Genomic DNA, 26,580 nt, shown 5'->3' on the forward strand with positions numbered 1-26,580 from the left:
GACCCCACGGTCCGCGTGGCGCGGCGGCGTGCACCGTGCGGCGGCCGTCACCGCCGGTCAGCGCCGGCGCCGCTGCGCGACCGCGTCGGCCAGACGGTTCAGCTGGGCCGCGGTGGTCTCCCAGTCCATGCAGGAATCGGTGATCGACTGTCCGTAGGTGAGATCCTCGGCCCGGCCCAGGGTCAGGTCCTGGCGACCGGCGGCCAGGAAGCTCTCCAGCATCACGCCCACCACACCGGGCTCTCCGGCGGCGAGCCGCTCGGCGATATCGGCGACCACGATCGGCTGACGCTTGTGGTCCTTGTTGCTGTTGCCGTGGCTGGCGTCCACCACGATCCGCTGCGGGAGTTTCGACTTCTCCAGCCGGGCGCGGGCGTCGGCCACCGACGCGGCGTCGTAGTTGGGACCGTTGGACCCGCCGCGCAGGATCACATGGCAGTCCTCGTTACCGGCGGTCTGGATGAGCGCCGAGCGGCCTTCCAGATCGGTACCCGGGAACACATGGCTGGCGGCGGCGGCACGGACGCCGTCCACCGCGACCTGCACATCGCCGTCGGTACCGTTCTTGATCCCGACCGGCATGGACAGGGCGCTACTGAGCTGGCGGTGCACTTGGCTGGCCGCGGTGCGGGCGCCGATCGCGCCGTAGGACACCAGATCGGAGATGTACTGCGGGGTGATCGGGTCGAGGAATTCACAGGCCACCGGCAGTCCCAGCGCGGTGATGTCGAGGAGCAGCTGCCGGCCGATTCCCAACCCGGTGTTGACGTCGAAACTGCCGTTGAGGTGCGGATCGTTGATCAGGCCCTTCCACCCCAGGGTGGTGCGCGGCTTCTCGAAGTACACCCGCATCACCAGATGCAGCCGGTCGGACAGGTCGGCCGAGACCGCGGCCAGGCGCCGGGCGTAGTCCAGGGCGGCCGCGGGATCGTGGACCGAGCACGGGCCGACGATCACCATGAGGCGGTCGTCGGTACCGTTGAGCACGTCGACGGTGGACCGCCGGCCGGAGCGCACGGTGGCGGCGTGGTCGTCGGTGATGGCGTGCACCCGGCGAACCTCCGCCGGGGAGCGTAACGGGCTCACACTGAGTGTGCGTTGATCGTCGAGATCAGAATGAATGGCATCGATATCGACTGCGGTTGTCATCGTGGGTGTCCTTCTCGTTCATGCCGACCCACGGAACGATCCCCGTCGAGCCGGTCGTCCGGCTCGGGGTGAACTGGTCAGCGCGCGTGGTTGCCGCAGACCGACCCGCCCCGGGCCGGCTTGCTAAACCAGAAATACACGCGCTGCACGATTGATCAGGCTACCAGGCAGTGAACCGGCGAGGTGTATCCGGGGCGGAATCATCCGAATAAGAGTGATAGACAACACAATTCCGCCCCGGAGCTGATTCAGAACTGACCGGGCTCGTAGCTGCCGGCCGGGGTGTGCGCGATGGCGTTGAGCCGGTTCCAGGTGTTGATGGCCGCGATCGCCGCCATCAGTCCGCCGATCTGCTCGTCGTCGTAGTGCTTACGGACCCGCTGCCAGCTCTCGTCGCTCACGCCGCCGCCGTCGGCCAGCCGGGTGGCGGCCTCGGCCAGTTCCAGGGCGGCGCGTTCGGGTTCGGTGAACACCGTCGCCTCCCGCCAGGCGGCCACCAGGTTGATCCGGGTCTGCGACTCCCCGGCGTGCGCGGCGTCCTTGGTGTGCATATCCACGCAGAACGAGCAGCCGTTGATCTGGCTGACCCGGATCTTCACCAGTTCGTGGGTGGCGCCGGGCAGCCCCGAATCGGTGACCGCCTTCTCGGCGGCGATGAGCCGCCGGGCGAAGCTCGCGGTGACCTTGTTCTCGAAGACGTTCATACGGGGTTCCATGTCGGTGTCCTTTCATCGCTGCGTTCTCATCAGGAAGACGACGCTCAGCGAGAAGGTGTGACAAACCCTCGAAATGTTTTTCCGGCCCCCGGCAGTCGGGCCCGTCAGGCCGAGAAGTCGAACTTCACCCCGGTCAGCCGTTCGGACAGATCCCACAGCGAACGCGCGGTGAGCTGATCCTTCGCACGCTTGGAACACCCCGACGGACCGGGATGGCCGCGGGTCCCGCCCAGACCGGTGGGCCCGTAGTAGGCGCCCGGGTCGACGGCGGCCGTGGCGGCATACAGTTCCGGCAGCGCGCCCATCTCCGCGCTCTGGGCGGCGAGCTTGTTACCGACGGCCATCACCTTGTCCAGGACGGATTCGGTATGCGACTGCAGATCGGTGGCCGCGTATCCCGGATGCGCGGCGACCGCCAGTTTCTCCGAGCCGGCGGCGGTCAGCCGCCGCTGCAACTCGAAAGCGAACAGCAGGTTCGCGAGTTTCGACTGCCCGTAGGCGGCCCAGCGCTTGTACGGCCGGCGTTCCCAGTTCAGATCGTCCAGGTCGATGGCGCCCATATTGTGGGCGCCACTGGAAACCGTGACGATCCGGTCGCTGATCTTGCCCAGCAGCAGGCCGGTGAGCGCGAAATGACCGAGGTGGTTGGTGCCGACCTGCATCTCGAAACCGTCGGCGGTCCGGCGCAGCGGTACCGCCATGACGCCGGCATTGTTGATCAGCACGTTCGCGTCGCCGACCTCGGCGGCGAAGGTCCGCACCGAGGACAGATCGGCCAGATCGAGGTGCCGGACGGTGGCCCGCTCCCCGATCTCGTCGGCGACACCCCGCGCCTTGTCCAGATTCCGGCAGGCCAGGACGACCCGTGCCCCCGCCCCTGCCAGGGCCCGGGCGGCCACCGCGCCCAGTCCGCTGTTCGCTCCGGTGATGATGAAGGTCCGACCCTGCTGATCCGGGATGTCCCCGACGCCCCAACCACTCATGGGCCGAGTCTAATGCGCGCGGGCCCCGCACACCGGACACGACGATCGCGGTGCCGCGGCGGCGGAACCGGGGATCCGGATACCGGTCGCGACCAGCGGTTGCGATACCCGCCCCTTTTCAAATTAGGTAGGGTTGCCTAACCTATTCTCAGACCAGAAGCGCGCCGCACACGCATTCGGGTCCCAGTTTCCAAGAGGCATATCGTGACTTCCACCGCCGCCGGCACTCATCGTGACGGTTACGTTCCCTTCCCGGCGGACTTCGCCGACGCCTACCGGGCCGCCGGCTACTGGAGCGGCACCACCGTGGGCGAACTGCTGCGCGAGACGGCACGCCGGCAACCCGCCCGCCCGGCGCTGCTGGGCGACCGGCCGCTCACCTACGCCGAACTCGACGCCGAGGCCGACCGGATGGCCTACGGGTTCCTCGCGCTCGGCATCGCCCCCGGTGACCGGGTGGTGGTGCAACTCCCCAACGCGCCGGAATTCGCGATCGCGCTGTTCGGCCTGCTGCGGGCCGGGATCATCCCGGTACTCACGCTGCCGGCCCACCGGCGCGCCGAGATCGAGCACCTGACCGCGCTGTCCGGTGCGGTCGCCTACCTGATCGCCGACCGGCTCGGCGATTTCGACTACCGGGAACTGGCCGCGACCGTTCGCGACGCCGTCCCGGCACTGCGCCACGTCCTGGTGCTGGGTGAGCCCGGCGAGTTCACCGATCTCATGTCCGTTCCCCGGGATTCGGGCACGCTGCCGGACCCCGACCCCGCCGATATCGCGCTGATGCTGGTCTCCGGCGGCACCACCGGGCTGCCGAAGCTGATCGCCCGCACCCACGACGACTACGTCTACAACGCCACCGCCAGCGCCGCGGTCTGCGAGCTCGGCGAAACGGATGTCTACCTGGCCACCCTGCCCGCCGCGCACAACTTCCCGCTGGCCTGCCCGGGCATTCTGGGCACCGTGGCAACCGGCGGTGCGCTGGCCTTCGCCGCCGATCCCAGCCCGGAGAGCGTGTTCGCGACGATCGAACGCTTGCGCGTCACCGTCACGGCGGTGGTGCCGCCACTGGCGCAGCTCTGGTCGGCGGCGGTGGAATGGGAGGACGCCGATATCTCCTCCCTGCGCCTGCTGCAGGTGGGCGGCGCCAAATTGGCCGAGGTGAACGCCCGCGAGGTCGCCCCCGCGCTGAACGTGACCCTGCAGCAGGTCTTCGGGATGGCCGAGGGGCTGCTCAACTTCACCCGCCTCGACGACAACCCGGACCTCATCTGCACCACTCAGGGCCGGCCGCTGTGCCCGGCCGACGAGATCCGGGTGGTGGACGAGGACGGCGCCGATATCGCCGACGGCGAGGAGGGCGAACTGCTCACCCGGGGCCCGTACACCCTGCGCGGGTACTACCGCGCGGCCGAACACAATTCCCGCGCCTTCACCCCGGACGGCTACTACCGCAGCGGCGATCTGGTGCGCCGCCTGCCCAGCGGGCACCTGGTGGTCTCCGGCCGGATCAAGGACGTGATCAACCGCGGCGGGGAGAACGTCTCCTGCGATGAGCTCGAGGAGCATCTGCTCGCCCATCCCGCGGTGCGGCACGCCGCGGCGGTCGGCCTGCCCGATCCCGGCCTCGGGGAGAAGGTCTGCGCGGTACTCGTCGTCACCGAGACGATGCCGACGCTGGCCGAGATCAAGGAATTCCTCACCGACCGCGGCCTGGCGACCTTCAAACTCCCCGATGTTCTGCGCCGCGCCGAGACCCTGCCGGTGACCGCGGTCGGCAAGATCGACAAGAAGGCGCTGCGCGCGCAGGGGTAGACCCGCCGGAAGTGGCGGCGCCGTTCCCGGCGCCGCCGCCCGCCTACCGGGCCCGCACCACGTACGGTGCGACGCTGTTGAGCTTCTCGCAGGTCTCCTCGAATTCACGCTCGGGCCGCGACTGCGCCACCACCCCGGCACCGGCCCGCAGCCAGGCCCCCGTGTCGTCCTGGTACACCGCGCGCAGCACCAGGGCCGCCTCCATCGCACCGGTCGGCGAGACCGTCAGCACCGCGCCCGAGTACAGCCCGCGCGGCGGGTCGGAACGGAAGATGGAGTCCACCCCCGGCCGTTTCGGCACCCCCGAGGCGGTGACCGAGGGGAAGAGGGCGTCGAGCGCGTCCCAGGCGCTGCGCCCGTCGGCCAGCCGGCCCCGGACCGTCGACGCCAGATGCTGGACGCTGCCGCGTTCGCGGACGGCCATGAAATCGGAGACCGACGTGGTATCCGGTTCGGCGATCGCCGCGATCTCGGCGAAACAGGTCTGCACGCTCATGGCGTGCTCCACGATCTCCTTCGGATCGTTCACCAGGTCCGCCCGGGCCGCGCTGTCGACCTCTGCGCCGAGACCGAAAGCGCGGGTGCCGGCGAGCGGTTCGGTGGTGACCGTCCGGTCGTCGCTCACCGAGAGCACCAGCTCCGGGCTGAACCCGGCCGCCTGCAACCCGCCCAGACCGAGCAGGAACGAGCGCGCGGGGGTGTTGTGCGCGCGCCCGAGCCGGTAGGTCGCGGGGATATCGACGGTGAAGGGCAGATCCACCTTCCGCGAGAGGATGACCTTGCGGTACCGGCCCGCTTCGATCTCGCCGACGGCCTTCGCGACCCGCTCGTGATAGCCGGTGTCGTCGGCGCGGATATCCACCGGAAACGGCTGCGGTAGCGGCAGATCCCGCGAGCACGCGACGGTATCGAGCAGGAAGGTGGCCTCTTCGGCGGCGGCCCCGGTGACCCAGACCTTGCCCGCGGTATCGATGCGCACCTCCACCCGGGGCACGATCAGGCGCACCAGCGGGGTCGCCGGGCGCAGGTACTCGACGGCGCCGAGCGAGTACGCGCAGAATTCGAATCCGACCCAGCCGTAGGCATTGCGCCCGGTCATGGGCAGCCCGGCGAGCACCTCGTCCATCACCGCGGCCGGGCTCCCGCTCCACGGCTTCGCGGTGGCCTCTCCCGCCCAATGGATCCGCAGCTCGTCGCTGTCCAGTTCGACGGCGCCGAGCGGATCGGCGGCGTAGACCCATTCGCCGCCGCGTTCGTAGACTACGTATTCGCCGAACCGTTCTTCGGCGGCCAGGCGGGACATCGCTGCCGCCGGGTCGGTGACATATTCGACGCGTAAGCGTTCGTCAGTGGTCGACAAAGATCCTCCAAGGCTAACCGACCCAACTAGAAAGTAAGGTTAGCATTACCTTTTCTGGGTAGGGGTTGCTCGGCCGAAGCGGAAACCACCCAAACGACCCGGACAGCGCGTCGGCCGTCCATAGTTGTTGCATCGAGTAATTTCACAGGCTGCGGCCGCCCGGTGCCACGCCCGTTGGGTCCCGCCCGCCACGATCACCGACACGCCGCGAACCCACCCGTCCGACGCAGAGGATCCACAGCATGATCGAGCACAGCGGAGGAGTGTCCGCGCCACCCGAGAGCCCGCCGGAATCCGTGGTAGCACTGGTGGATTCGACATCGGGAACCGAGCGCGAACTCATCGGCCGCTGGATCGCGGACGGCGGAATCGCCGCCGAACTGGGCGTGGACGCGCCGGTGACCCAGCTCGACCTCGACGCCGCGGCTGTCGCCGGCCGTCTGACCGGACGCGTCGACGATCCCCTGGTCGTCCCGGTTCGGGTGCTGTGGCTGCCGCCCGAACGCGACGGGGTGCGACGGGTCACATTCGGCGATATGGCGTTGTTCACCAACCCCCGCAAGCCGAACCGGCTCGCCCAGCGGCGCCTCGTCGCGACCGCCCCGGATCGCCATCTGGTCCTCACCGGCAGCCCGGCCCGGCTCAGCGAACTGCGCGCCAACAACCCCGAGGCGGCCGCCCTGCAACGCGCCGGCACCACCGAACCGTTCGCGCGGGCCGTGGTGCGTGCGGCCGTGGTCGCGCTGGAACGCGCCGAACGCACCGTGATCGGCGACCGGTACAAGATCCCGCGGCTGGTCGCCGAGGAGATCCTGGACTCCCCCGATTTCCTGCGCCGCCTGGAACTGATCGCCGACGAGACCGGCGCCGACCCCCAGGATGTGCACCGGCGCGCCGAGAAAGCCCTCAACGAACTGGTCGCGGCGCAGAGCCGGACCGTCTCGGATCTGTTCACCCAGGCGATGCGGCCGGTGCACGCGTCGACGTGGAATGTGGACTGCGACGAATCCGGGCTGGCCGCGTTACGCGAACTCAACCGCAGCCATCCGCTGGTGTTCCTTCCGTCACACCGGTCCTATGTGGACGCGTTCGTCCTCGGCGACGTCCTGGCCCGCAATGATTTCCCGCCCAATCACGTGGTCGGCGGCGCGAATCTGCGGTTCTGGCCGATGGGCCCGATCGCGCGCCGGACGGGCACCATCTTCATCCGCCGCAGCTTCGCCGGCGACACCGTGTACCAGGCGGTGGTCGAGGAGTATTTCGGCTATCTGCTGTCGCGGCGGTTCAACCTGGAATGGTATTTCGAGGGCGGCCGCACCCGCACCGGCAAACTCCGGCCCCCGCGCTACGGCCTCCTGAACTATCTGGCCGCGTCCGTGCGCCGCAACCGGGTCGCCGACGCACTACTGGTCCCGGTGTCGATCACCTACGAGCGGCTCAACGAACTCGGCGCCATCGCCGACGAACAGGTCGGCGGCCGGAAGAAACCCGAGGGGCTGGCGTGGCTGGCCCGCTACGTCCGTAACCAGCAGCATTCGGCCGGGCACGTCTACGTGCGATTCGGCGCACCGCTGTCGGCACGTGACCGGCTCGCCGCCCACGGTGATCCGCTCGCCGAACCGCCGGTCACCATCCCGCTGCACCACACCGACCCCGCCGCCCGGCCCGCGGCGGGAGCCGAACTGGACACCCTGGACGAACATCTCGGTGAGAAGGAGCGCCGGGCGGTACAGCGCCTCGCCTTCGAAGTGGCGGTGGGCATCAACGCGGTCACCCCGATCACGGTGAACGCGCTGGTCGCCCTGGCGCTGCTGGGCGTCCATCAGCGTGCCCTGACCCTGGCCCAGGTGTACGAGGTGCTGGGCCCGGTCCTGGACTACATCGAAGCGCGCGATCTGCCCCGCGGCGAGATCGCCCAGCTGCGCAACGAGCAGAGCCTCGCCGTCGTCCTCGAACAGCTCTCCCTCGCGAAGGTCGTCACCGTCTACCGCAGCGGGGTGGAGCCGGTGTACTCCATCGAGTCCGGCGCCCATCTCGAGGCCGCCTTCTACCGCAACAGCGCGGTGCACTGGTTCGCCGACCGCGCGATCCTGGAGCTGGCGATCCTGGCGGCCGTCGAAGCCGCGCCCGAGGACCCGACCGGTGCCATCGGACCGGATACCGATGCCCTCGGCGTCGGCTGGGAGGAGGCCTACCGGTTGCGTGATCTGCTGAAATTCGAATTCTTCTTCCCGGACCGGGCGGAGTTCTCCGAGCGGATCATCGCGGAAATGCTGCTGGTGGACCCCGGCTGGCGCACCCGGCCCCGCGACACCCTCGGTAGCGACGTCCTGGCCGCGCTCACCGGCAGCGGTTTCATGATGGCCCACCGGGTGCTGCGCTCGTTCTTCGATGCGCAACTGGTGGTGGCCGAACGCTTGGAGGCCCGGGAACCGGCGGCGACCATCGACCGCAAGCAGTTCGTCTCCGAATGCGTTTCGGTGGGCAATCAGATGCTGCTGCAGCAGCGGCTGCACAGCACCGAATCCGTATCCACCGAACTCTTCGGCAGCGCGTTGAAGCTGGCCGACAATTACCGGCTCCTCGAACCCGCCGATCCGGATTCGGCGGAATCGGCCGCCGAACTCGCACAGCGCCGCCGGGAATTCGCCGACCGGCTGCGGACCATCGGTCTCCGCATATCGCGGGCCGCCGCACTGGATCCCTCCAACCTCCCCGCGGGCGGCCCGCGATGACCGGCGCCGCGGCGGCCGAACCGGCGCGCAGCGCGGGCGGTGGGAGTATCGACGGGGTCGTCGCCGCGATCCGGTCGGGCCCCCGGGGACCCGGTATCGCCGCGATCGTGGATCTCTCCGCGGCCGCGCAGCTGCGATCCGACGCCGGCCGGCGTATCCGGGGCGCCGACCGGGAGTTGATCGACGCCTTCCTCGGACAACTGCGCCGGGCCGGGGAGCGCGCCGGCGCCGATGCCGTGGAATCCGCCGTCGCCCGGGCCGCCGGGCGGACGCCGGAGGAACTGAGCGCGCTGGGCGAGCGCATGTTCAAACGCGGCTGGTACGACCAGCTGTATCCGGAGGTCTGGCGGCTGGTCCAGGAGCATCTCGCGGCCGGGCATACGGTCGTGCTCACCGGGTCCGCCACCGAACAGCAGTTGCGGCCCGCCGCTGCCGCACTGGGGATCACGGAGGTCCGGGGGTCGCGGCCCGCGGTCGACGCGGGCCGGCTCACCGGGACCCTGAACGGACCGGTGCCCTTCGGGCCCGACAAGGTCGCGGCTGTCGCCGAATTCGCCGACGCCCGGGGAATCGACCTCGCCCGCGGCTACGCCTACTCCGGCAGTGCCACCGATCTGCCGCTGCTCGCCCGCGCCGGGACCGCCGTCGCGATCGCCCCCGACCCCGCCCTGGCCGCCGCCGCGGACGAGCACGGCTGGCCGGTGCCCGATATCGCGCCCCGGACGGCCCCGGCCGCCCGCGATCGGCTGCGGACCCTCCTCGGATTCGCGGCCCTCCTGGGCGGTGCGCTGTTCGGCGTGCTCAGCAAACTCCATACTCGCGATCGCCGAACCATGGCCGACGCCCTCCTGCGATACGGCGCGTCGTGGCCGCTGCGAATCTGCGGTATCCGGCTGCGGGTCACCGGCGCCGAGCACGCCCGTACGCCGCGGCCCGCGGTATTCCTGTTCAACCACCAGAGTCAGTTCGATGTGCTCATCGTCCCGGCGGTGCTGGGCGCGGGAGTCACGGGCGTCGGCAAGAAGGAATTGATCCGCAATCCCGTATTCGGACCGCTCATGCGGTTCGTGGGAGTCACCTTCATCGACCGTTCCGATACCGACCGTGCCAAGGCCTCGCTGGCACCGGTCGTGCACACCCTGCGCGACGGCCTGTCCATCGCCATCGCACCGGAGGGCACACGCTCCTACACCCCGCATCCGGGCCGGTTCAAGAAGGGCGCGTTCCATATCGCCGCGCAGGCCGGGGTTCCGGTCATCCCGGTGGTGATCCGCAACGCCGCCGATATCGGCCGGCGCGATTCGATGATCGCGCGTCCCGGCACGGTGGATGTGACGATCCTGCCGCCCATCGCTGTCGGCGATCCGGCGAACCTCGACGACACCGTGGCCGGCGTGCGGCGGCGCTATCTGGACACGCTGCTCGGCCTGCCCGCCGGCGGGTCGCTAGAGAGCGCGCCCGAACAGCAGCTTCCAGGGCATGAGGGCTGATTCCAGCTGCACCGACAGACTCATCTTGGATGCTCCGAGCGTGCGCTCCTCGAACCGGATCGGCACCTCGGCGATATCGATGCCCTGCTTCTTGGTCCGGTAGTTCATCTCGACCTGGAACGAGTAACCGTTGCTGCGGATCGACCCGATCTCGATGGCCCGCAGCGTATCGGCCTCCCACGCCTTGAAACCGGCGGTGGCGTCCTTGATGCCGAGCCGCAGGATCGCGTTGACGTAGAAATTCGCCCAGGCGGAGAGTGCCTTGCGGTACCACTTCCATTCGGCCGCGGTCGAGCCCCCGGGAACATAGCGCGATCCCAGGACCACGCCGGTGCCGGGCCGCTTCAGTTCCTCGAGCATCGCGGGGATGACCTCCGCGGGGTGGGACAGGTCGGCGTCCATCTGGATCACCACTTCCGCGCCCTCCTCGAGGGCTCGGGTGATGCCCGCGATATAGGCGCGGCCGAGACCGTCCTTCTCGGTGCGGTGCAGCACCGACACCACGTTCGGCAGCTCCAGGGCGAGTTTGTCCGCCACCTCACCGGTACCGTCCGGAGAGTTGTCGTCCACCACCAGCACACGCAGGCCGGGCACGGGCAGCGCGGTGAGCCGCTCCACCGCAACCGGCAGATTGTCCCGCTCGTTGTAGGTCGGCACAACAACGGTAACCCTCAAGGGTCGCCCTCCCTGCTCACCTGGTTTCGCCCGTCAGCCGGTCCACGGGCCGCGAGCTTCGCTACGTATTACCCGTGAACGGTAGCCCAACCGCCGACCCCGGGCTGCAGCGCACCGGTCATAGCCGCCGAAAGCAGGGCGAACCGGGCATATGCGCTGATCAATCCCCTTCGCGCCAGGATCGATCGGCCGCGTCCTGAGCGTCGTTGCGCTGCCGCACGATATCGAGGGCGCGTTCGGCGGTCGCGCGATCCGGATACGGACCCATCCGGTCGCGGAACCAGCACTGACGACCACGCTCGGCGCGCTGATGCTTCAAGCAGTAGTACCACCGTTCGGCCATACCTCCAGCATGGCATCCACGGCGGGCCCGAACGAGCAGAAACCCCCCGATCACGATGATCAGGGGGTTGATTGTGGCCAGGGCCGGGATCGAACCGGCGACCTTTCGCTTTTCAGGCGAACGCTCGTACCAACTGAGCTACCTGGCCGCAGGCACCCGGAACGAATGCCATCCGATGGAGCCGGATTGCTCCGGCATCCACTGGCGACCCTGACGGGACTCGAACCCGCGACCTCCGCCGTGACAGGGCGGCGCGCTAACCAACTGCGCCACAGGGCCTTGCTGTTTACGACCTACTCTCATAGGTCGTACCCCCTACGGGATTCGAACCCGCGCTACCGCCTTGAAAGGGCGGCGTCCTAGGCCGCTAGACGAAGGGGGCTCGTCCCGGATTTCTCCGGACCGGCTTTTCAACGGTTGTCCGTTGGGAGCTCGCATAGCTTATGACAGGGTGGAGTAATTTCCCAAATCTGCTGGTCAGCTGGGCGAACCCAGTTCTTCCAGACGCGCGCTCGCGCGCCACCCGTGCTGCCCGAAGGTTTCGGCCCATGCCGTGGTGCAGCAGGCCTGCACCACCATTTCCAGCGATTCCCGGAACCGGGTACGCAGCTCGGGCCCGCCCTGGTGCGCGTCGACGATGTAGCGCTGACCGATGAGCGCGCCGGCGAGGGTCCGGGTGAACCGATCGGGGTCGGTATCCGGGCGCAACTGCCCCTTCTCGATCGCGCCGACCGTCAGGGTCCGGATGGCCGCGGAGAGCATCCGGCAGCCGCCGCGGCCCTGACGCTGGAACCCGGGATCGATCACCAACCGGAATTCGGCCTGCACGATGATGTCGTGTTCCAAACGCAGCGCCAGCTCGTCCAGGACGCCGTGCAGAATATCGAGTGGCCCCAGTTCGGTGCGGAGCAACCAGCGATCGATGGTGAGCCCGTACCGCTCGATGGCCGAATCGAGTACGGCCCGCGCCAGATCTTCCTTCGAATCGAAATGGAAGTACATGGCGCCCTTGGTCGCTCGCGACCCTTCCAGAATACGGTTGAGCGAAGCCGCGGCGTAGCCGCTCTTCCCGAACTCAACGGCGGCGGACCGGATAATCGCTGCCCGTGTCCGACGGGCCCGCTCTTGCTGCCGTGCCATGCTCGAAACGCCTCCGAAGCCTTGTGCAATCCGCCGGGGTTTTTCCTGCGGAATGCCCGCGACCGATCAGCTTCCTTTGACGAGGGGCCGAAGTCGCGAACTTATCCTGTTGTTGCAAATCCGACTTTTGGTCGGTTTTTAAGCCCTGTCTCAAACTTTCGGTACGAAAACCCGCCGGGAAAAGAAACACACCGGCTGGTATAATTCGATCGCCCGGGTGCGCCGCAGGGGGTGCGCATCCGGGCATTCCGTTGCGCTCTACCTCGTCCCCGATCCGCCTCCCGCAGCGTCGACTCGCGTCACACCCCGAATTCGCTGAATTGTCACGGTACTCGGAATCTCGTACCGGCACGCGGTAATCCGGGGTTGCCGACCGCCGTCGCGGCGCCCGGAACCGGTTCGCGCGATTCGCGGCCCGCAGCGGCCACGGATACGACGATTCCCCTGGCAGTGCTGGATATTCGCCACCCGGACGGTAAGGGGCCGGAACTCAGTCGGCCACTCCCGCTCCGCGACCCATTCCACCGCGCCCGCGAGCGCTGCCGAACCGGCCGTACCCCGGAAAAAGCGGCCCCGGAACCCACCCCTGGGAGAAAGCCGCCTTTACCGATCCAAAGGCATTGGTATCCAACATCTTTGAATCGTATCGTGCTACCCGTTGTATCAACAATGCCGCAGGTACCGCGTTTCGGAACCCGCGAGTATGGTCCAGCGGCCGGAACTGCCCGCACGGACCGCTCGCGCACCCCCGCCACCTGGCCAGATGACATCGGACCGGCCGGGTGCCGCGAACTCCGGTGGCGGCCCCGAGTGACAGAAAGCACCAGCGTGACGGCCCGATTACGAGAAAGCCCGGTCATCCCATTACACTTGCGCCCGCGCCCCTATAGCTCAGTTGGTAGAGCTACGGACTTTTAATCCGCAGGTCCCAGGTTCGAGCCCTGGTGGGGGCACATATCGGGTGCCCGGTCCGTGGACCGGGCACCCGGTCTCTTCTCCGGGACCCCCTGCCCGCACCGGCACTGTGAGTTCCGACAGGCTCTGCCCGCACACACTGTGACCGGTGCCGATTCATTCGATCCCGAGCCGGCCGCCCCTCCGGCCCGGCCGCGCCGGGAGACCATCGCGCCGGCCCGCCGCTGAGCAGCACGCCGCGGCGCCATTCCGCATTTCCCGCCACACGCCGCGCGATCATCCGCTGTGGCATTTCCCACCGGCGGTAACGTGATCCGATGACTGTTCGATAATTCCTTGACCGGGTTCCGGGTCATACACTCGAGGTCGGCCGCCCGTGACAGAAACACGTGCCACCGTGCACTCTTTCTCGGTCGGATGCGTTTCGCATCACACCTACGGTGCCGTAAGGTAGGGCCGCATCGGCAACGGTCTACAACAGGTGACCCGCACGAACGCAACATATGAAGGGCTTGATCACATGGCAAGGGATCTGACTCAACTCGAGCTGCTCACAGAGTTGGAGCCGGTTGCCGAGCAGAACGTCAACCGGCACCTCTCCTTGGCAAAAGAGTGGCATCCGCACGACTACGTCCCGTGGGACGAGGGTCGCAACTTCGCCGCGATGGGCGGACAGGATTGGGACCCCGAACAATCCAAGCTCAGCGAGGTCGCCAAGGCGGCCATGATCACCAACCTGCTCACCGAGGACAACCTGCCCTCCTATCACCGCGAGATCGCCGAGAACTTCTCGCAGGACGGGGCCTGGGGTACCTGGGTCGGCCGGTGGACCGCCGAGGAGAACCGCCACGGTATCGCCATGCGCGACTATCTGGTGGTCACCCGCGGCGTCGATCCGGTCGCGCTCGAGCAGGCGCGCATGGTTCATATGACCAACGGTTTCGCGTCTCCCGCCGAAGCCGATGCCGGGTTCCTGCACTCGGTCGCGTACGTGACGTTCCAGGAACTGGCCACCCGCGTCTCCCACCGCAACACCGGCAAGGTCTGCGACGACGCGATCGCCGACCGGATGCTGCAGCGCATCGCGGCCGACGAGAACCTGCACATGATCTTCTACCGCAATATGTGCGGAGCGGCCCTGGACCTGTGCCCGGACCAGGCGCTGGACGCCATCACCCTGATTCTGGAGAACTTCCAGATGCCGGGCGCCGGTATGCCGAATTTCCGGCGCAACGGTGTGCTGATGGCCAAGCACGGAATCTACGATCTGCGCCAGCACCTCGAAGAGGTCGTGCAGCCGGTCCTCAAGAAATGGGACATCTTCGGACGCAGCGATTTCACCGCCCACGGCGAGGAGACCCGGGAGCGGCTCGGCAATTTCCTGGACAAGCTGTCCAAGGACGTCGTCAAGTTCGAGGAACAGCGCGACAAGATGCTCGCCCGCGAGGCGGCCAAGCGCGAGAAGCAGCTCGCCTCCGTCAACGCCTGATCGGGCCGCGCTCCGCGAACACACGGAAGCCGCCGGGATTCGTCCCGGCGGCTTCTTTCGTACCCGGTCCGCGCGGACGCGCGATCAGGATCACTTCATCGGCAGCGCGCCGTCCACTCCGCCGACATCGGTGATCTGCCATCCCGCGTTCTCGTCCACACTCACGGTGTAGGTGACCGTGGTCTGGGTGCCGTCCGGATTCTGGGCGTTGGTCGAGGTCACGTCGACGAATACGTTGACCTTGTAGACGCCGTCCTGCTCCGACATCACCTTGGCGGTGATCGGCGTGGCGGTCGAGGTCCACTGCAGCGGCACCAGGATCTGCTCCAGTTTCGGCGCCGTCTCGTCGAACTTGCCCGCGAGCTGCGGGGTGGTGTTCTTCTTCAGTCCGGTGATCCATGCGTCGAGGTCGCGGAAATTCACCGTCGCCGCGCCGACCGCGTAGTCGGTGGCCACCTGCTCGGCGTGCCCGTTGTCGGCCGCCTGCCGGTCACGGTCGGCCAGGTCACCGCGAGCCGTGAAATAGAGGACGGCGAACACCACCGCCAGGGCCGCCAGGGCGATCACGAGCGCACCGCGTACCAAGGTGGATACGCGGACGGAGACGGTGCCCGGCCGATCGGCGCCGGTCGCGGGGCGACCGGGCGCCGGGTCGTTTCCGTCGCCCGGGGTGGCCGCGGCATCGCTCTGATCGCGGCCGGCGTCTTCGGTGTTCTCGGCCATACTGTCCTATCCTCTTCCGCTCGTTGTCCCGCTGCTCGTACCCGGCCGTGTCCAGCGGAAACGGGAGGCGGGCATTCCGGCGCACCCGAGGCTAGTGCCGTCCGGTGAGCCACCCGATAGTGACCCCCGCCCGTTCCACAGGGAAAATGGATTCTCGTGCAGGCAGAAGTAGAACAGGAGACAGGTTTGCGGATCGGCCCCTACCCGGTCGACCCGCCGGTGGTGCTCGCCCCCATGGCCGGGATCACGAACCTGGCCTTCCGCAAGCTGTGCCGGGAATTCGGCAGTTCCTCGGCGATCTACGTCTGCGAGATGATCACCGCCCGCGCGGTGGTGGAGCGCAATGAGAAAACGCTGCACATGATGTCGTTCGACGAGGGCGAATCGCCCCGCTCGATGCAACTGTACGGCGTGGACCCGAAAACTCTCGGCGAGGCCGTGCGCATCATCGTCGGCGAGGGCTGGGCCGACCATATCGATATGAACCTCGGCTGCCCCGTGCCCAAGGTCACCCGGCTCGGCGGCGGGGCCGCCCTGCCCTACAAGCGCAACCTCTTCGCCTCGATCGTCCGGGAAATGGTGCGCGCCGCCGAACCGGCCGGCGTTCCGGTGACGATGAAATTCCGGATCGGTATCGATGACGATCACCGCACCTACCTCGATACCGGCCGGATCGCCGCGGCCGAGGGCGCCGCGGCGGTATCCCTGCACGCCCGCACCGCCGCCCAGCGCTACTCCGGCACTGCCGACTGGTCGGCGATCGCCCGGCTGAAGGAGGCCGTCACCACGATCCCGGTGCTCGGCAACGGCGATATCTTCGCCGCCGCCGACGGAGTCGCGATGATGGCGCAGACCGGATGCGACGGCGTGGTCGTCGGCCGGGGCTGCCTGGGCCGGCCCTGGTTGTTCGGAGAGCTGAGCGCGGCGCTGCGCGGCGAACCGGCTCCAGTTCCCCCGGATCTCGGCGGGGTCGGCACCATCCTGGCCCGGCACGCCGGACTCCTCGCCGAGCATCACGGCGAGGAGAAGGGCATGCGTGATCTGCGTAAACATATGGCCTGGTACTTCATGGGCTTCCCACTCGGGGCCGAGCTGCGGCGCAGTTTCGCGACGGTGTCCACGCTCGCCGAGCTGGACGGGCTGATCGCCCAGCTCGATCCCGCTGTCCCCTTCCCGAAGGACGCGGAGGGCCCGCGGGGACGGCAGGGATCACCCGGCAAGGTCGCGCTACCGCACGGCTGGCTCGACGACCCCGACGATCACACCGTCCCGGCCGCGGCCGATGTGATGCACAGCGGCGGCTGACCCGCTCGACACGCCGGAGCCCGCTGCACCGACACACCGGCTATCACGTGGAAACATAATCGCAGGCAACTTTCCAGCATCACCTTCGTCACAGACCCTCGCGTAATGTCCGAGTGGCCCTCGGTGGCGAAATCGTTATCATTGCGGAATCCCGCGCAGCCTTTCGAGCACGGCTGTGGCGGCAGCGAGTTGCGGAAAAGCGAGGTTCATCAGTTGGGTGACGATCGGCACGGGCGTTCTCCAGGGCCCGGAGGTCGCGCACCGTGGGAGCGGTATCCCGCGGCGGAGTCCCCCGAGATGGACGGCGCGCAGGGGGCGCGGCGGCAACGCCGGCCGGAGCCGGAGAGCCAGGCTCCGCTGACGGTTCAGGATCTGGTCCAGCGCGTCGACAGCGAGCGCACCGTGCGGCGGCGCGAAGGCGACTCCGGCCGCCACACCGCGCCGGTGGGCCCGCCGCCACAGTCCGCCCCACCGCAGCAGCCTCCCGGACGTCCGGCGGGCCCGCCGCGCGGCGAACAGCGTCCTCGACCGGATCGGCCCGCACCCGATGCCGGTCCCGGCCGGCCGAACCGGCCGCCCGCCCCGCCGGCGCCTCCCGGTCGCCCCGGCGCTCCGGGCCAGCCGCCGACCGGCGGAACACCGGCACAGCCCGGACCCCGGCCGTCCGGTCCACCCCCCGGGACCACACCGCCACCCGGCCCCGGCCCGCGCCGGCCGGACCGCCCGCAGCCCCCGGCGGGCCGCACCGCACCCCCACCGCCCCCGCCACGCGGCGGCGAGCAGCAGCAGCCGCCGCCCCCACCGCGGCCGGCCGGCGGCAGGCCCGCCGACGGTCGCCCACGGCCCCCCGCCGAAGTCCCGCCCGCCGCGACCGGCGCCCGGCCGGCGACGGACAACCGGCCACCGGCCGGCGCTCCCGCCGAACCGGCGCCCGAGGGTCCCGCCAAACGTCCGCCGACCGGACAGCGACCCGCCGCGGCCCCGCCCGCGGATCCCGAGGCGACCACGGCCGTTCCACAAACGCCCGACCCGGCGCGCGGAGGTCCGCGGCCCGGTAGCGAGCCGGGCCGTAAACGCTTCCGGCAATCACGCAGCACACCCGGCCGTGGAAACAAGGCCGCGGCCGCCGCGGCGCCGGGCGCCGAGGTCGTCACCGATGTGATGGCGCCGGTCGGCGAGGACGACGCCCGGGTCAACGGCCGTACCGATACCGGTGGCTGGCCGACCTCCGAACCCGCCGCACCGGAGACCGTAGGGAAACCCAAACGCGCCGCGCCCTCGCGCGGCAACCGGCGGCTGCGTATCGCCGGCCGGGCGACCGTCGCCTTCTTCTCGGTCTTGGCGCTGCTCATCACCGGTGGTGGGTGGAGCTACCTGCGGGCGACGAATAACGGGTTCACCCAGGTTTCGGCGCTCGGCGAGAACGAAGACGACGTCATCGACGCCGGTGCGCAGCTCGGTGACGAGAACTACCTGATCGTGGGCACCGACACCCGGGCCGGCGTGAACGGCGATGTGGGCGCCGGCACCGTCGAGGACGCCGAGGGCGCCCGCGCGGACACCACCATGCTGGTGCACATCCCGAAGAACCGCAGCCGCGTGGTCGTCGTCTCCTTCCCGCGCGACCTGGACGTCACCCGTCCGGAGTGCGCGCGCTGGGACAACGACGCCGCCAACTACACCGAGGAGATGTACCCCTCGGCGATGGGCGACAAGCTCAACGCCGTCTACGCCCTCGGTGGCCCCAAATGCCTGGTGACCACCGTCCAGCGGCTCACCGGCAGCACTATCAATCACTTCATCGGTATCGATTTCGCCGGTTTCGAGCAGATGGTCAACCAGGTCGGCGGGGTCGAGGTCTGCGTCTCCGAGCCGCTGGAAGACGGTGTGCTCGGCACCATCGTTCCCGAGGCCGGACGGCACCGGGTCGACGGCGTCACCGCACTCAAGTACGTCCGCGCGCGGCATGTCTACGGCGAGGAGCGCAGCGACTACGACCGGATCAACCGGCAGCAGAAGTTCCTGGCGTCGCTGCTACGTGGCGCGCTGTCGGGCCGGGTGCTGCTGGACCCGGGCAAACTCAACGGGTTCATCAAGGCCTTCACCGCCGCCACCTTCGTCGACAAGGTCAACCCCAACGACCTGCTGATGCTGGGCCGGTCGCTGCAGGATCTGGAATCCGGTGCGGTCACCTTCCTGACCGTCCCCACCGCGGGCACCACCTCGTACGGCAACGAGATCCCCCGCACCTCCGATATCCAGGCGATCTTCCGGGCCATCCGCGACGATCAACCGCTGCCGGGTGAGAAGACCGCGCCCGCACCGCCGCCGACCGCGGAGGTGGAGGTGCCGCCGTCGCTGACGGCGGTCGATCCGAGCACCCTGTCGCTGCAGGTCTCCAACGGTTCGGGGATCTCGGGCCTGGCGAGCACCGCCGCGAGCCAGCTCTCGAATGTGGGATTCGGCATCTACAACGTCGGTAACTACACCGAGGGCAACGCGGCCGAGACCAAGGTGCGCTACTCCACCGGGCACGAGGCCGAAGCGGCGACCGTGGCCAGCGCCATTCCCGGCGCCGCGATGGAACTCGACGATTCCCTCGACAGCATCGTCGAGTTGGTTCTCGGCGAGAACTACCAGCAGGTCGTGAACGAGCCGACACCGGTCGGCAACCCGATCACCCAGGTTCCGCCGACCACCGCCGGACCGGTGGAACTGCCGAGCGACCTCGAGCATGTCAACGCCGGGGACGACGCGTGTGCCGCACCACAGTGAGGTCTACCAGGACGGTCGCCGGGTTTATTCACCCGGCGTTGGTGACGTAGTCAGGACCGAGAACTAGGCTTCGGACTCATGCGTGTCATCTACAACGAGCAAATGGCCGATCTCGCCCACCTCCTGGGCGAGATGGCCGGTCTTGCCGGTTCGGCCATGGATCGTGCCACGCAGGCTCTGCTCCAGGCCGACCTGACCCTGGCCGAACAGGTCATCAGCGAGGGCGACCGGATCGCCGAGATGATCTCCGGCGCGGAGGAGAAATCGTTCGCGCTGCTGGCGCTCCAGGCGCCGGTCGCCGGCGATCTCCGGCAGGTGGTCAGCGCCATCCAGATCGTCAACGACGTCAACCGGATGGGCACCCTCGCCCTGCACGTGGCCAAGGTGGCCCGGCGCCGGCATCCCAACCACGCGCTGCCCGAGGCCGTGAACGGCTATTTCGCCGAAATGGGTCGTATCGCGGTGAGTATGGGCAGCGGCGCCCAAGAAGTACTGGACACCCGTGATCCGGAACGCGCGGCACAGCTGAACCAGGACGACGAGGCGATGGACGATCTGCATCGCCATCTGTTCACCCTGCTCATGGACCGCGAATGGAAGTACGGCGTGGCCTCGGCGGTCGACGTCACCCTGCTGGGCCGCTACTACGAGCGTTTCGCCGATCACGCCGTGGAGATCGGCCGCAGGGTGATCTTCCTGGTGACCGGTGTGCTGCCGCCCGACGAGGACGTCGAGGCCTGACCAGGCGAATCTCGAACAGCTACAGGCACGGGCCGAAGGATTTCCTTCGGCCCGTTGTCGTCGTCCCGAGCAGTGCGCCCCGCGGATACGACTCCGCGAGGGCCCGATAGCGGCCCTCGCGGAGTTCGTGCGGAGAGAAATCAGCCGAAGCGGCCGGAGATGTAGTCCTCGGTGGCCTTCTCGCCGGGGTTGGAGAAGATCTTCTCGGTATCGTCGATCTCCACCAGCCGGCCCGGCTTGCCCTGCGCCTCCAGGTTGAAGAAACCGGTCTTATCGCTCACCCGCGCCGCCTGCTGCATGTTGTGGGTGACGATGACGATCGTGTATTCCTTCTTCAGCTCGGTGATCAGATCCTCGATCGCCAGCGTGGAGATCGGGTCCAGCGCCGAACAGGGCTCGTCCATCAGCAGCACATCGGGTGAGACCGCGATGGCACGGGCGATGCAGAGCCGCTGCTGCTGACCACCGGAAAGGCCGCCGCCGGGCTTGTCCAGGCGGTCCTTCACCTCGTTCCACAGGTTCGCGCCGCGCAACGAACGTTCGGCGACCTCGTCGAGTTCGCCCTTGTTGCGCACGCCCTGCAGCCTGAGCCCGGCCACCACATTGTCGCGAATGGACATGGTGGGGAACGGGTTCGGCCGCTGGAACACCATGCCGATGGTGCGGCGCACGCCCACCGGATCGACCTGCGAGGCGTAGATGTCCTCGCCGTCGAGCATGACCGAACCCGAAACGCTGGCGTTGGGGGTCACCTCGTGCATCCGGTTCAGCGAACGCAGCACGGTGGACTTACCGCAGCCCGACGGTCCGATGAAGGCGGTCACGCTGCGCGGCAGGACGTTCAGCGAGACATCGGCGACGGCGTGGAACTTGCCGTAGAAGATGTTCAGTTCTTTGATGTCGATGCGCTTGGCCATCTATTTTCCGTTTCCGCCTTATCGGTTCCGCATCAGGAACTTGTTGACACCCGCGGCCGCGAGATACAGCAGTGCGATCAGCAGGATGAGGGTGAGCGCGGCGCCCCATACCCGCTGCCGGCCCGCGTCCTCCGCGTTCGCCAGTTCCTGGTAGATCAGCAGCGGCAGCGAGGCCATATTGCCGTCGAAGATGTTCATATTGATCGACTTGCTGTAGCCGACCAGCACCAGCACCGGTGCCGTTTCGCCCATGACCCGGGCCAGCGCGAGCAGGATGCCGGAGATCATGCCGGGCAGGGCGGTCGGGATGACGATCTTCAGAATCGTCTTCCACTTCGGGATCCCGAGCGCGTAGGACGCCTCACGCAACTCGTCGGGAACGAGTTTCAGCATTTCCTCGGTATTGCGGACGACCACCGGCAGCATCAGCAGCACCAGGGCCAGCGCCACCGCGAACGAACTCTGCGGGAATCCGAGGGTGGCGATCCACAGCGCGAAGATGAACAGGGCCGCCACGATCGAGGGCACACCGGCCAGGATGTCGACCATGAAGGTGGTGATCTTGGCGAACCGGCCGGTGCCGTACTCGATGAGGTAGACCGCCGCCATGATGCCCAGCGGCACCGCGATCACGGCCGCCACCGCGGACTGGACGATAGTGCCGTAGATGGCGTGGTAGACACCGCCGCCGGTCTGGTCGGGCAGGACGCCCTTCTGCGAGTTCTGCCACCAGTCCAGCGACATGATGGCTTCGAAGCCGTTGATGAGCACCATCCCCAGCACCCAGCCCAGCGGGACGAGGGCGATGAGGAAGCACAGCGCGAACAGCACGGTGGCGATATTGTTCTTGATCCGCCGGCCGGTGCTCACCTGGCGGAAGGTGGGCGCCTTGATCGGCTGATTGAACTTCGTCAGGGTGGTCATCAGCCGTTCACCTTTCCGCCCGCCGCGAATCGGGCCAGCGCGTTGACGACGAAGGTCAGCGCGAAGAGCACGAAGCCCGCCGCGATATAGGCGCCCGTCGGCAGCGGCGCGCTGAACTCGGCGGCGGCCGAGGCGATCTTGGAGGCGAAGGTGAAGCCGCCGTCGAACAGCGACCAGTTGCCCGCGTCCGCCGAGGTCTTCAGGATGAGCAGCACCGCGATGGTCTCACCGAGAGCGCGACCCAGACCCAGCATGGAACCGGCGATGACACCGCTGCGCCCGTAGGGCAGCACGGTCATCCGCACGACCTCCCATTTGGTGGCGCCCAGCGCCTGGGCCGCCTCGATATGCGAGACCGGCGTGAGCGCGAACACCTCGCGCGCCACCGAGGTGATGATCGGCAGGATCATCACCGCGAGCACCACGCCCGCGGTGAAGATCGTGCCGCCGCCGGCGATCGAGACATTGCCGTCGGAGAAGAGGAAGAACCAGCCCAGGTTGTCGTTGAGGAATTCCTGGATCGGCTTCAGGTACGCGGCCAGCACCAGCAGGCCCCACAGGCCGTACACGATCGAGGGCACGGCGGCCAGCAGATCGGTCAGCATGGAGAAGGGGCGCGCCAGCTGTTTGGGCGCGTACCGCGTGAGGAACAGCGCGATACCGACGCCGATCGGCACCGCGATGAGCAGCGCGAAGGCGGAGCTCAACACCGTCACCATGAACAGGTCACGGATACCGAAGCGGAGATTGCCCGCATCGCCGGTGTTGAACTCCGTACTGGTGAAGAAGTTCACCTGGTCAGCCCGGAGCGAAGGCACCGCACGAATCAGCAGGAACAGGGCGATCAGGGCGATGGACGCCACGATGATCGCCGCGGCGGCGGTGGCCAGCGATTTGAAGATCACCTCGGCCCGCCGGCCGCTGCCCTTGCTCTCACCACCTAGCGGCGGTTTGCTCGGATGGCTCGACATTGTTGCGGGGGCTCCCGCCTTCGGCAGGCCCGTCCCTCCGGACGAGCCCGCCGAGGCTACCTCAGGGTTGACTGTCATATTCGCGCTATCAGGAGATGGCGTTGATCGCCGTGGTCAGCTTGGTCTTGAACTCCTCCGGGATCGGCACGTATCCGTTGTCCTCCAGTCCGTCCTGACCGTTGCTGACCGCCGAGCTCAGGAACGCCTTGACGGCGGTCGCGATCTCACCGTCGGCGTACTTGGAGCACACGATCTCATAGGTCGGCAGGATGATGGGGTACGCACCGGTCTCGGTGGGCTTGTAGAACGACGAGGTGTCGAGCACCAGATCGTTGCCCTCGCCCTTGATCTTCACCCCGTTGATGGCCTTACCGGCGGTCTCGGAGGTGAGCTCGACCGGCTCCGGGCCGGCGGAGGTGATGACGCGGGTCACCGACAGGTTCTGCGCCTTGGCGAACGACCACTCGTTGTAGGAGATGGAGTTCGGGGTGGACTTGACCGCGGCCGAGGTGCCCTCGTTGCCCTTGGCGCCCTCACCGACACCGCCGTTGAAGACCTTGCCGGCTTCCTTGCCCCAGGCGCCGTCGGAGGCGGCGTCCAAGTAGAGCTGGAGGTTATCGGTGGTACCGGATTCGTCGGACCGGTAGATGACCTTGATCGGCTCCGCGGGCAGCTGCGCGTCCGGGTTCAGGGCCTTGATCTCGGGGGCATCCCAGGTCTTGACCGCGCCGTTGAAGACCTTGGCCAGGGTCGGGCCGTCGAGCGCGAGATCGGTGACACCGTTGATGTTGTAGGTGATGGCGATCGGGCCGAAGACGGTCGGCAGGTTCCAGGCCGGGGAGGCGCAGCGCTTCTCGGCGTCGGCGACCTCGCCCTTCTTCTCGCTCAACGGGGAATCGGAGCCGGCGAAATCGGTCTGGCCGCCGAGGAATTCCTTCACGCCCGCGCCCGAGCCGCTCGAGGTGTAGTTGAGGGTCTGGCCGTCGCAGTTGGTCTCGAAGGCGGCGGTGAAACGCTCCACGGCGTTCTTCTGGGCCGACGAGCCGCTGGCCTTCAGGGCCTCCTTGCCACCACAGGTGACGTCGGCGTTGGCCTCGACCCCGGTCGCTCCGGCGTTGTCGTCGCTGCCGCAGGCGGCCAGCGGCAGGGTTACGGCGGCGAGTACACCGACGAGGGCACTGCTGCGCTTGAACTTCACTCCAGTCCTCCGGATACGTCCTACTCGCCCGGTCCCTCACCGGCCCGGGCGCGTGTGGTGGGTGCGGCCGTTCGCGGGGAACTTGCACACCGGGCGGCCCACTGCCGCCTGGAATCAAACTAGGGCCCGTCGGTAGCCAGCCGGACCAGGGCAAGTGAACGGAGGGTGAACAGGGCGGTGCTGATCCGCCCGATATGTGTGATGTTTGCCGCGTTGTTACTCAGCGCACGCTATTCGGCCCATTTCCGGCTGCCCGAGCGGCACCCCGGACAGCGGGCGCCGAACTCACTCGGGGGCGGTGTAGGCGATATCGATATGCGCCGGAGCGAAGCCGAGCCGGCGGTAGGTACGGACCGCCGCGGTGTTGTCGGCCTCGGTGTACAGCAGGACCTCACCCAGCCCCGCGTGCCGCAGGTGATGCAGCCCGATCAGGGTGAGCAGACCACCGAGCCCGCGCCCCTGCGCGGCCGGATCGACTCCCACCACATAGACCTCACCGGCGGGCGGATTCTCGTCGTGATGGACCTTGGTCCAGTGGAACCCGAGCAATCGCGACGGATCCTGCGCGTCGAAGGCGAGAAAGAGACCGTCCGGGTCGAACCACGACTCCGCACGCCGCTGCGCGATCTCGTCCTCGGTCCAGCCGCCCTGCTCAGGATGCCAATCGAAGGCCGCGTTGTTGACGCGCAACAGTTCCGGATCATCGGCCGGACCGGCGTAGGTGCGCACGACCAACCCGTCCGGCAGCGCCACCGAAGGTAGCTCGGAATTTGCCAACTCGCGGCGCATCTGCCAGAGTTCGCGGGCCGCTACCAGCCCCAGCCGCGCCGCCACCGCCTCCGCGGCGGGCAGTTTCCCGTGCGCCCAGACCCGAGTTCCGGAACCACCGGAGTCCAGCGCCGCCGACACCAGGCCGCGCCCGATCCCCCGCCCCCGGAACTCCGGGGCCACGGCCGCCTCCGCCATCGCGGGATGCTCACCGTGCGCGGGCGTCAGGCTCGCGTAACCGGCCACCGTGCCCTCCGACAGCGCCAGCAGATGCCGGACCCGGGACGGCCGGCGCAAGGCCAGCACGGCCTGTTCGGACACCGGGGCCACACCGTCGGTCGCGGCGGCCTTCTCCAGCAATCCGGTCACCCGATCGGCCTGACCGGCCGGCGGCTCGTCCGTCCACTCCAGCTCGAAGCCGGCCGTCTCGCCCGGATTCACTGCGCAGTGCCGTTGACCGGCGCCATGGAATCGTCCTCCACGCCGTCCTTATCGCCGTTCGCCGACCGGTTGTCGCCGTCGCCCTTGTTCGACGAACGGGCGGGCCGAACGGCCTTGTACCCGACATTGCGGACGGTCCCGATCAGCGACTCGTACTCGCTGCCCAGTTTCGCCCGCAACCGCCGCACATGCACATCGACCGTGCGGGTGCCGCCGAAGAAGTCGTAACCCCAGACCTCCTGCAGCAGCTGGGCGCGGGTGAAAACCCGGCCGGCGTGCTGCGCGAGGTACTTCAGCAACTCGAATTCCTTGTAGGTCAGATCCAGCGGGCGGCCGCGTAGCCGGGCGGTATAGGTGCCCTCATCGATCACCAGCTCACCCAAGGTGATCTTCCCGCTGGCCTCGGGACTGGCCGCGCCCCCCGTACGACCGACCAGCAACCGCAGCCGGGCATCCAGTTCCGCGGGCCCGGTACTCGGCAAGAGGATATCGTCGAGACCCCAATCGGCGTTCACGGCGACCAGGCCGCCCTCGGTCAGCACGGCGACCACCGGAACCGACGACCCCGTACTGCCCAGCAGCCGGCACAGACCGCGGGCCGCCGCCAGATCGGAGCGCGCGTCCACCAGCGCGATATCGGCGGTACCCGCCTCCAGCAACGACGCCACCTCGGTCGGCGCGGGCCGCACATTGTGCGCGAGCAGCGTCAACGAGGGCAGAACCGATTCAGGATCGGGGTCGGAGGTCAGCAGGAGCAGCTCCACAAGCACTCCTCCCATCTCGTAGCTACGCGAAAGCCAGCTTCGTCGCCGTCGCCACGTTGCTCATCCACAACTGATCCGTGCAAGATTAGCGCGCTGTATCCATGGTGGCGTCTCCGACGCCACCAATCTCGGAGCGGCTCCGCCGCTCGAGGGCTGTAATTTTGGAGCGGCTCCGCCGCTCGAGGGCGGGGCCCTATTAACCCCGGTTCTTCACTCCCGGCGGTCGGTCGCTGCGCTCCCTCC

At 68.2% G+C, this 26,580-nt stretch carries 21 protein-coding genes and 4 tRNA genes; 8 read left to right on the top strand and 17 right to left on the bottom strand.

Annotation, left to right across the window (positions count from 1 at the left end; all coding sequences use genetic code 11):
* Positions 1-57: 57 nt before the first annotated feature.
* The 3 genes from ACZ6SF_RS22230 to ACZ6SF_RS22240 form a co-directional block, all read right to left on the bottom strand.
* On the bottom strand, positions 58-1,149 hold the full coding sequence (locus ACZ6SF_RS22230; protein WP_466064053.1) for a 3-deoxy-7-phosphoheptulonate synthase: 1,092 nt from the start codon (positions 1,147-1,149) through the stop codon (positions 58-60).
* A 248-nt stretch (positions 1,150-1,397) separates the two neighbouring features.
* Entirely contained in the window at positions 1,398-1,865 is a 468-nt protein-coding gene (locus ACZ6SF_RS22235; protein WP_466064054.1) for a carboxymuconolactone decarboxylase family protein, read from the bottom strand.
* Positions 1,866-1,969: 104 nt separating this feature from the next.
* A complete protein-coding gene (locus tag ACZ6SF_RS22240) occupies positions 1,970-2,848 on the bottom strand; it encodes an oxidoreductase (RefSeq protein ID WP_466064055.1) in 879 nt (292 codons plus the stop codon).
* 204 nt (positions 2,849-3,052) lie between these two features.
* Between ACZ6SF_RS22240 and ACZ6SF_RS22245 the strand changes: the two genes are divergently transcribed.
* Positions 3,053-4,663 (top strand): (2,3-dihydroxybenzoyl)adenylate synthase, encoded by a 1,611-nt coding sequence (locus ACZ6SF_RS22245; protein WP_466064056.1) that lies wholly within the window; start codon positions 3,053-3,055, stop codon positions 4,661-4,663.
* Positions 4,664-4,706: 43 nt separating this feature from the next.
* Here the strand turns inward: ACZ6SF_RS22245 and ACZ6SF_RS22250 are convergent, their stop codons facing one another.
* The gene (locus ACZ6SF_RS22250; protein WP_466064057.1) at positions 4,707-6,023 is read right to left on the bottom strand and encodes a salicylate synthase; all 1,317 of its coding nucleotides are present in this window, start codon (positions 6,021-6,023) and stop codon (positions 4,707-4,709) included.
* Positions 6,024-6,265: 242 nt separating this feature from the next.
* On the opposite strand from ACZ6SF_RS22250, the gene ACZ6SF_RS22255 reads away from it, so the two are divergent.
* Both ACZ6SF_RS22255 and ACZ6SF_RS22260 read left to right on the top strand, forming a co-directional pair.
* Positions 6,266-8,758: a glycerol-3-phosphate 1-O-acyltransferase gene (locus tag ACZ6SF_RS22255; protein WP_466064058.1), complete on the top strand. Its 2,493-nt coding sequence runs from the start codon at positions 6,266-6,268 to the stop codon at positions 8,756-8,758.
* Positions 8,755-10,248 (top strand): 1-acylglycerol-3-phosphate O-acyltransferase, encoded by a 1,494-nt coding sequence (locus tag ACZ6SF_RS22260; RefSeq protein WP_466064059.1) that lies wholly within the window; start codon positions 8,755-8,757, stop codon positions 10,246-10,248. The genes ACZ6SF_RS22255 and ACZ6SF_RS22260 overlap by 4 nt, the downstream gene beginning before the upstream one ends.
* Here the strand turns inward: ACZ6SF_RS22260 and ACZ6SF_RS22265 are convergent.
* From ACZ6SF_RS22265 to ACZ6SF_RS22290, 6 genes are all read right to left on the bottom strand, one after another.
* Positions 10,204-10,923 carry a polyprenol monophosphomannose synthase gene (locus ACZ6SF_RS22265; protein ID WP_466064060.1) on the bottom strand — a complete coding sequence of 240 codons (720 nt, stop codon included), beginning with the start codon at positions 10,921-10,923 and terminating at the stop codon, positions 10,204-10,206. The genes ACZ6SF_RS22260 and ACZ6SF_RS22265 overlap by 45 nt on opposite strands.
* Positions 10,924-11,083: 160 nt before the next feature.
* Positions 11,084-11,266 carry an SPOR domain-containing protein gene (locus ACZ6SF_RS22270; protein WP_466064061.1) on the bottom strand — a complete coding sequence of 61 codons (183 nt, stop codon included), beginning with the start codon at positions 11,264-11,266 and terminating at the stop codon, positions 11,084-11,086.
* 74 nt (positions 11,267-11,340) lie between these two features.
* A tRNA-Phe gene (locus ACZ6SF_RS22275) sits at positions 11,341-11,414 on the bottom strand.
* 54 nt (positions 11,415-11,468) lie between these two features.
* Positions 11,469-11,545, bottom strand: a tRNA-Asp gene (locus ACZ6SF_RS22280).
* A gap of 30 nt (positions 11,546-11,575) precedes the next feature.
* A tRNA-Glu gene (locus ACZ6SF_RS22285) sits at positions 11,576-11,648 on the bottom strand.
* Positions 11,649-11,743: 95 nt separating this feature from the next.
* Positions 11,744-12,406 carry a TetR family transcriptional regulator gene (locus tag ACZ6SF_RS22290; RefSeq protein ID WP_466064062.1) on the bottom strand — a complete coding sequence of 221 codons (663 nt, stop codon included), beginning with the start codon at positions 12,404-12,406 and terminating at the stop codon, positions 11,744-11,746.
* A gap of 880 nt (positions 12,407-13,286) precedes the next feature.
* On the opposite strand from ACZ6SF_RS22290, the gene ACZ6SF_RS22295 reads away from it, so the two are divergent.
* A tRNA-Lys gene (locus ACZ6SF_RS22295) sits at positions 13,287-13,359 on the top strand.
* Positions 13,360-13,841: 482 nt separating this feature from the next.
* Positions 13,842-14,810 carry an acyl-ACP desaturase gene (locus ACZ6SF_RS22300; RefSeq protein WP_449997527.1) on the top strand — a complete coding sequence of 323 codons (969 nt, stop codon included), beginning with the start codon at positions 13,842-13,844 and terminating at the stop codon, positions 14,808-14,810.
* A gap of 90 nt (positions 14,811-14,900) precedes the next feature.
* Here ACZ6SF_RS22300 and ACZ6SF_RS22305 read toward each other — a convergent pair whose 3' ends face one another.
* Positions 14,901-15,533, bottom strand: a complete 633-nt coding sequence (locus tag ACZ6SF_RS22305) for a hypothetical protein (RefSeq protein WP_466064063.1) — start codon at positions 15,531-15,533, stop codon at positions 14,901-14,903.
* Between the two features lie 156 nt (positions 15,534-15,689).
* Here ACZ6SF_RS22305 and dusB point away from each other — a divergent pair, with 156 nt between their 5' ends.
* The 3 genes from dusB (at position 15,690) to phoU (ending at position 20,354) form a co-directional block, all read left to right on the top strand.
* Positions 15,690-16,838, top strand: a complete 1,149-nt coding sequence (dusB, locus tag ACZ6SF_RS22310) for a tRNA dihydrouridine synthase DusB (RefSeq protein WP_466064064.1) — start codon at positions 15,690-15,692, stop codon at positions 16,836-16,838.
* Positions 16,839-17,999: 1,161 nt separating this feature from the next.
* Positions 18,000-19,613, top strand: coding sequence for an LCP family protein (locus ACZ6SF_RS22315; RefSeq protein ID WP_466064093.1), 1,614 nt, complete (start codon positions 18,000-18,002; stop codon positions 19,611-19,613).
* Positions 19,614-19,691: 78 nt separating this feature from the next.
* The gene (phoU, locus tag ACZ6SF_RS22320; protein WP_466064065.1) at positions 19,692-20,354 is read left to right on the top strand and encodes a phosphate signaling complex protein PhoU; all 663 of its coding nucleotides are present in this window, start codon (positions 19,692-19,694) and stop codon (positions 20,352-20,354) included.
* 140 nt (positions 20,355-20,494) lie between these two features.
* On the opposite strand, the gene pstB is transcribed toward phoU, so the two are convergent.
* The 6 genes from pstB to ACZ6SF_RS22350 all read right to left on the bottom strand — a co-directional run bounded on the left by pstB (position 20,495) and on the right by ACZ6SF_RS22350 (position 26,337).
* Positions 20,495-21,271, bottom strand: a complete 777-nt coding sequence (pstB, locus tag ACZ6SF_RS22325) for a phosphate ABC transporter ATP-binding protein PstB (protein WP_466064066.1) — start codon at positions 21,269-21,271, stop codon at positions 20,495-20,497.
* A gap of 18 nt (positions 21,272-21,289) precedes the next feature.
* Positions 21,290-22,195 (bottom strand): phosphate ABC transporter permease PstA, encoded by a 906-nt coding sequence (gene pstA / locus ACZ6SF_RS22330; protein WP_466064067.1) that lies wholly within the window; start codon positions 22,193-22,195, stop codon positions 21,290-21,292.
* A complete protein-coding gene (gene pstC, locus ACZ6SF_RS22335; protein ID WP_466064068.1) occupies positions 22,195-23,166 on the bottom strand; it encodes a phosphate ABC transporter permease subunit PstC in 972 nt (323 codons plus the stop codon). Before pstC ends, pstA begins: the two co-directional genes overlap by 1 nt.
* Before the next feature lie 88 nt (positions 23,167-23,254).
* The gene (pstS, locus tag ACZ6SF_RS22340) at positions 23,255-24,364 is read right to left on the bottom strand and encodes a phosphate ABC transporter substrate-binding protein PstS (protein WP_466064069.1); all 1,110 of its coding nucleotides are present in this window, start codon (positions 24,362-24,364) and stop codon (positions 23,255-23,257) included.
* Between the two features lie 285 nt (positions 24,365-24,649).
* A complete protein-coding gene (gene mshD / locus ACZ6SF_RS22345; RefSeq protein WP_466064095.1) occupies positions 24,650-25,543 on the bottom strand; it encodes a mycothiol synthase in 894 nt (297 codons plus the stop codon).
* A gap of 26 nt (positions 25,544-25,569) precedes the next feature.
* Positions 25,570-26,337 carry a winged helix-turn-helix transcriptional regulator gene (locus ACZ6SF_RS22350; protein ID WP_466064070.1) on the bottom strand — a complete coding sequence of 256 codons (768 nt, stop codon included), beginning with the start codon at positions 26,335-26,337 and terminating at the stop codon, positions 25,570-25,572.
* Positions 26,338-26,580 lie beyond the last annotated feature (243 nt).

The organism is Nocardia sp. NPDC049935 (assembly GCF_055586645.1).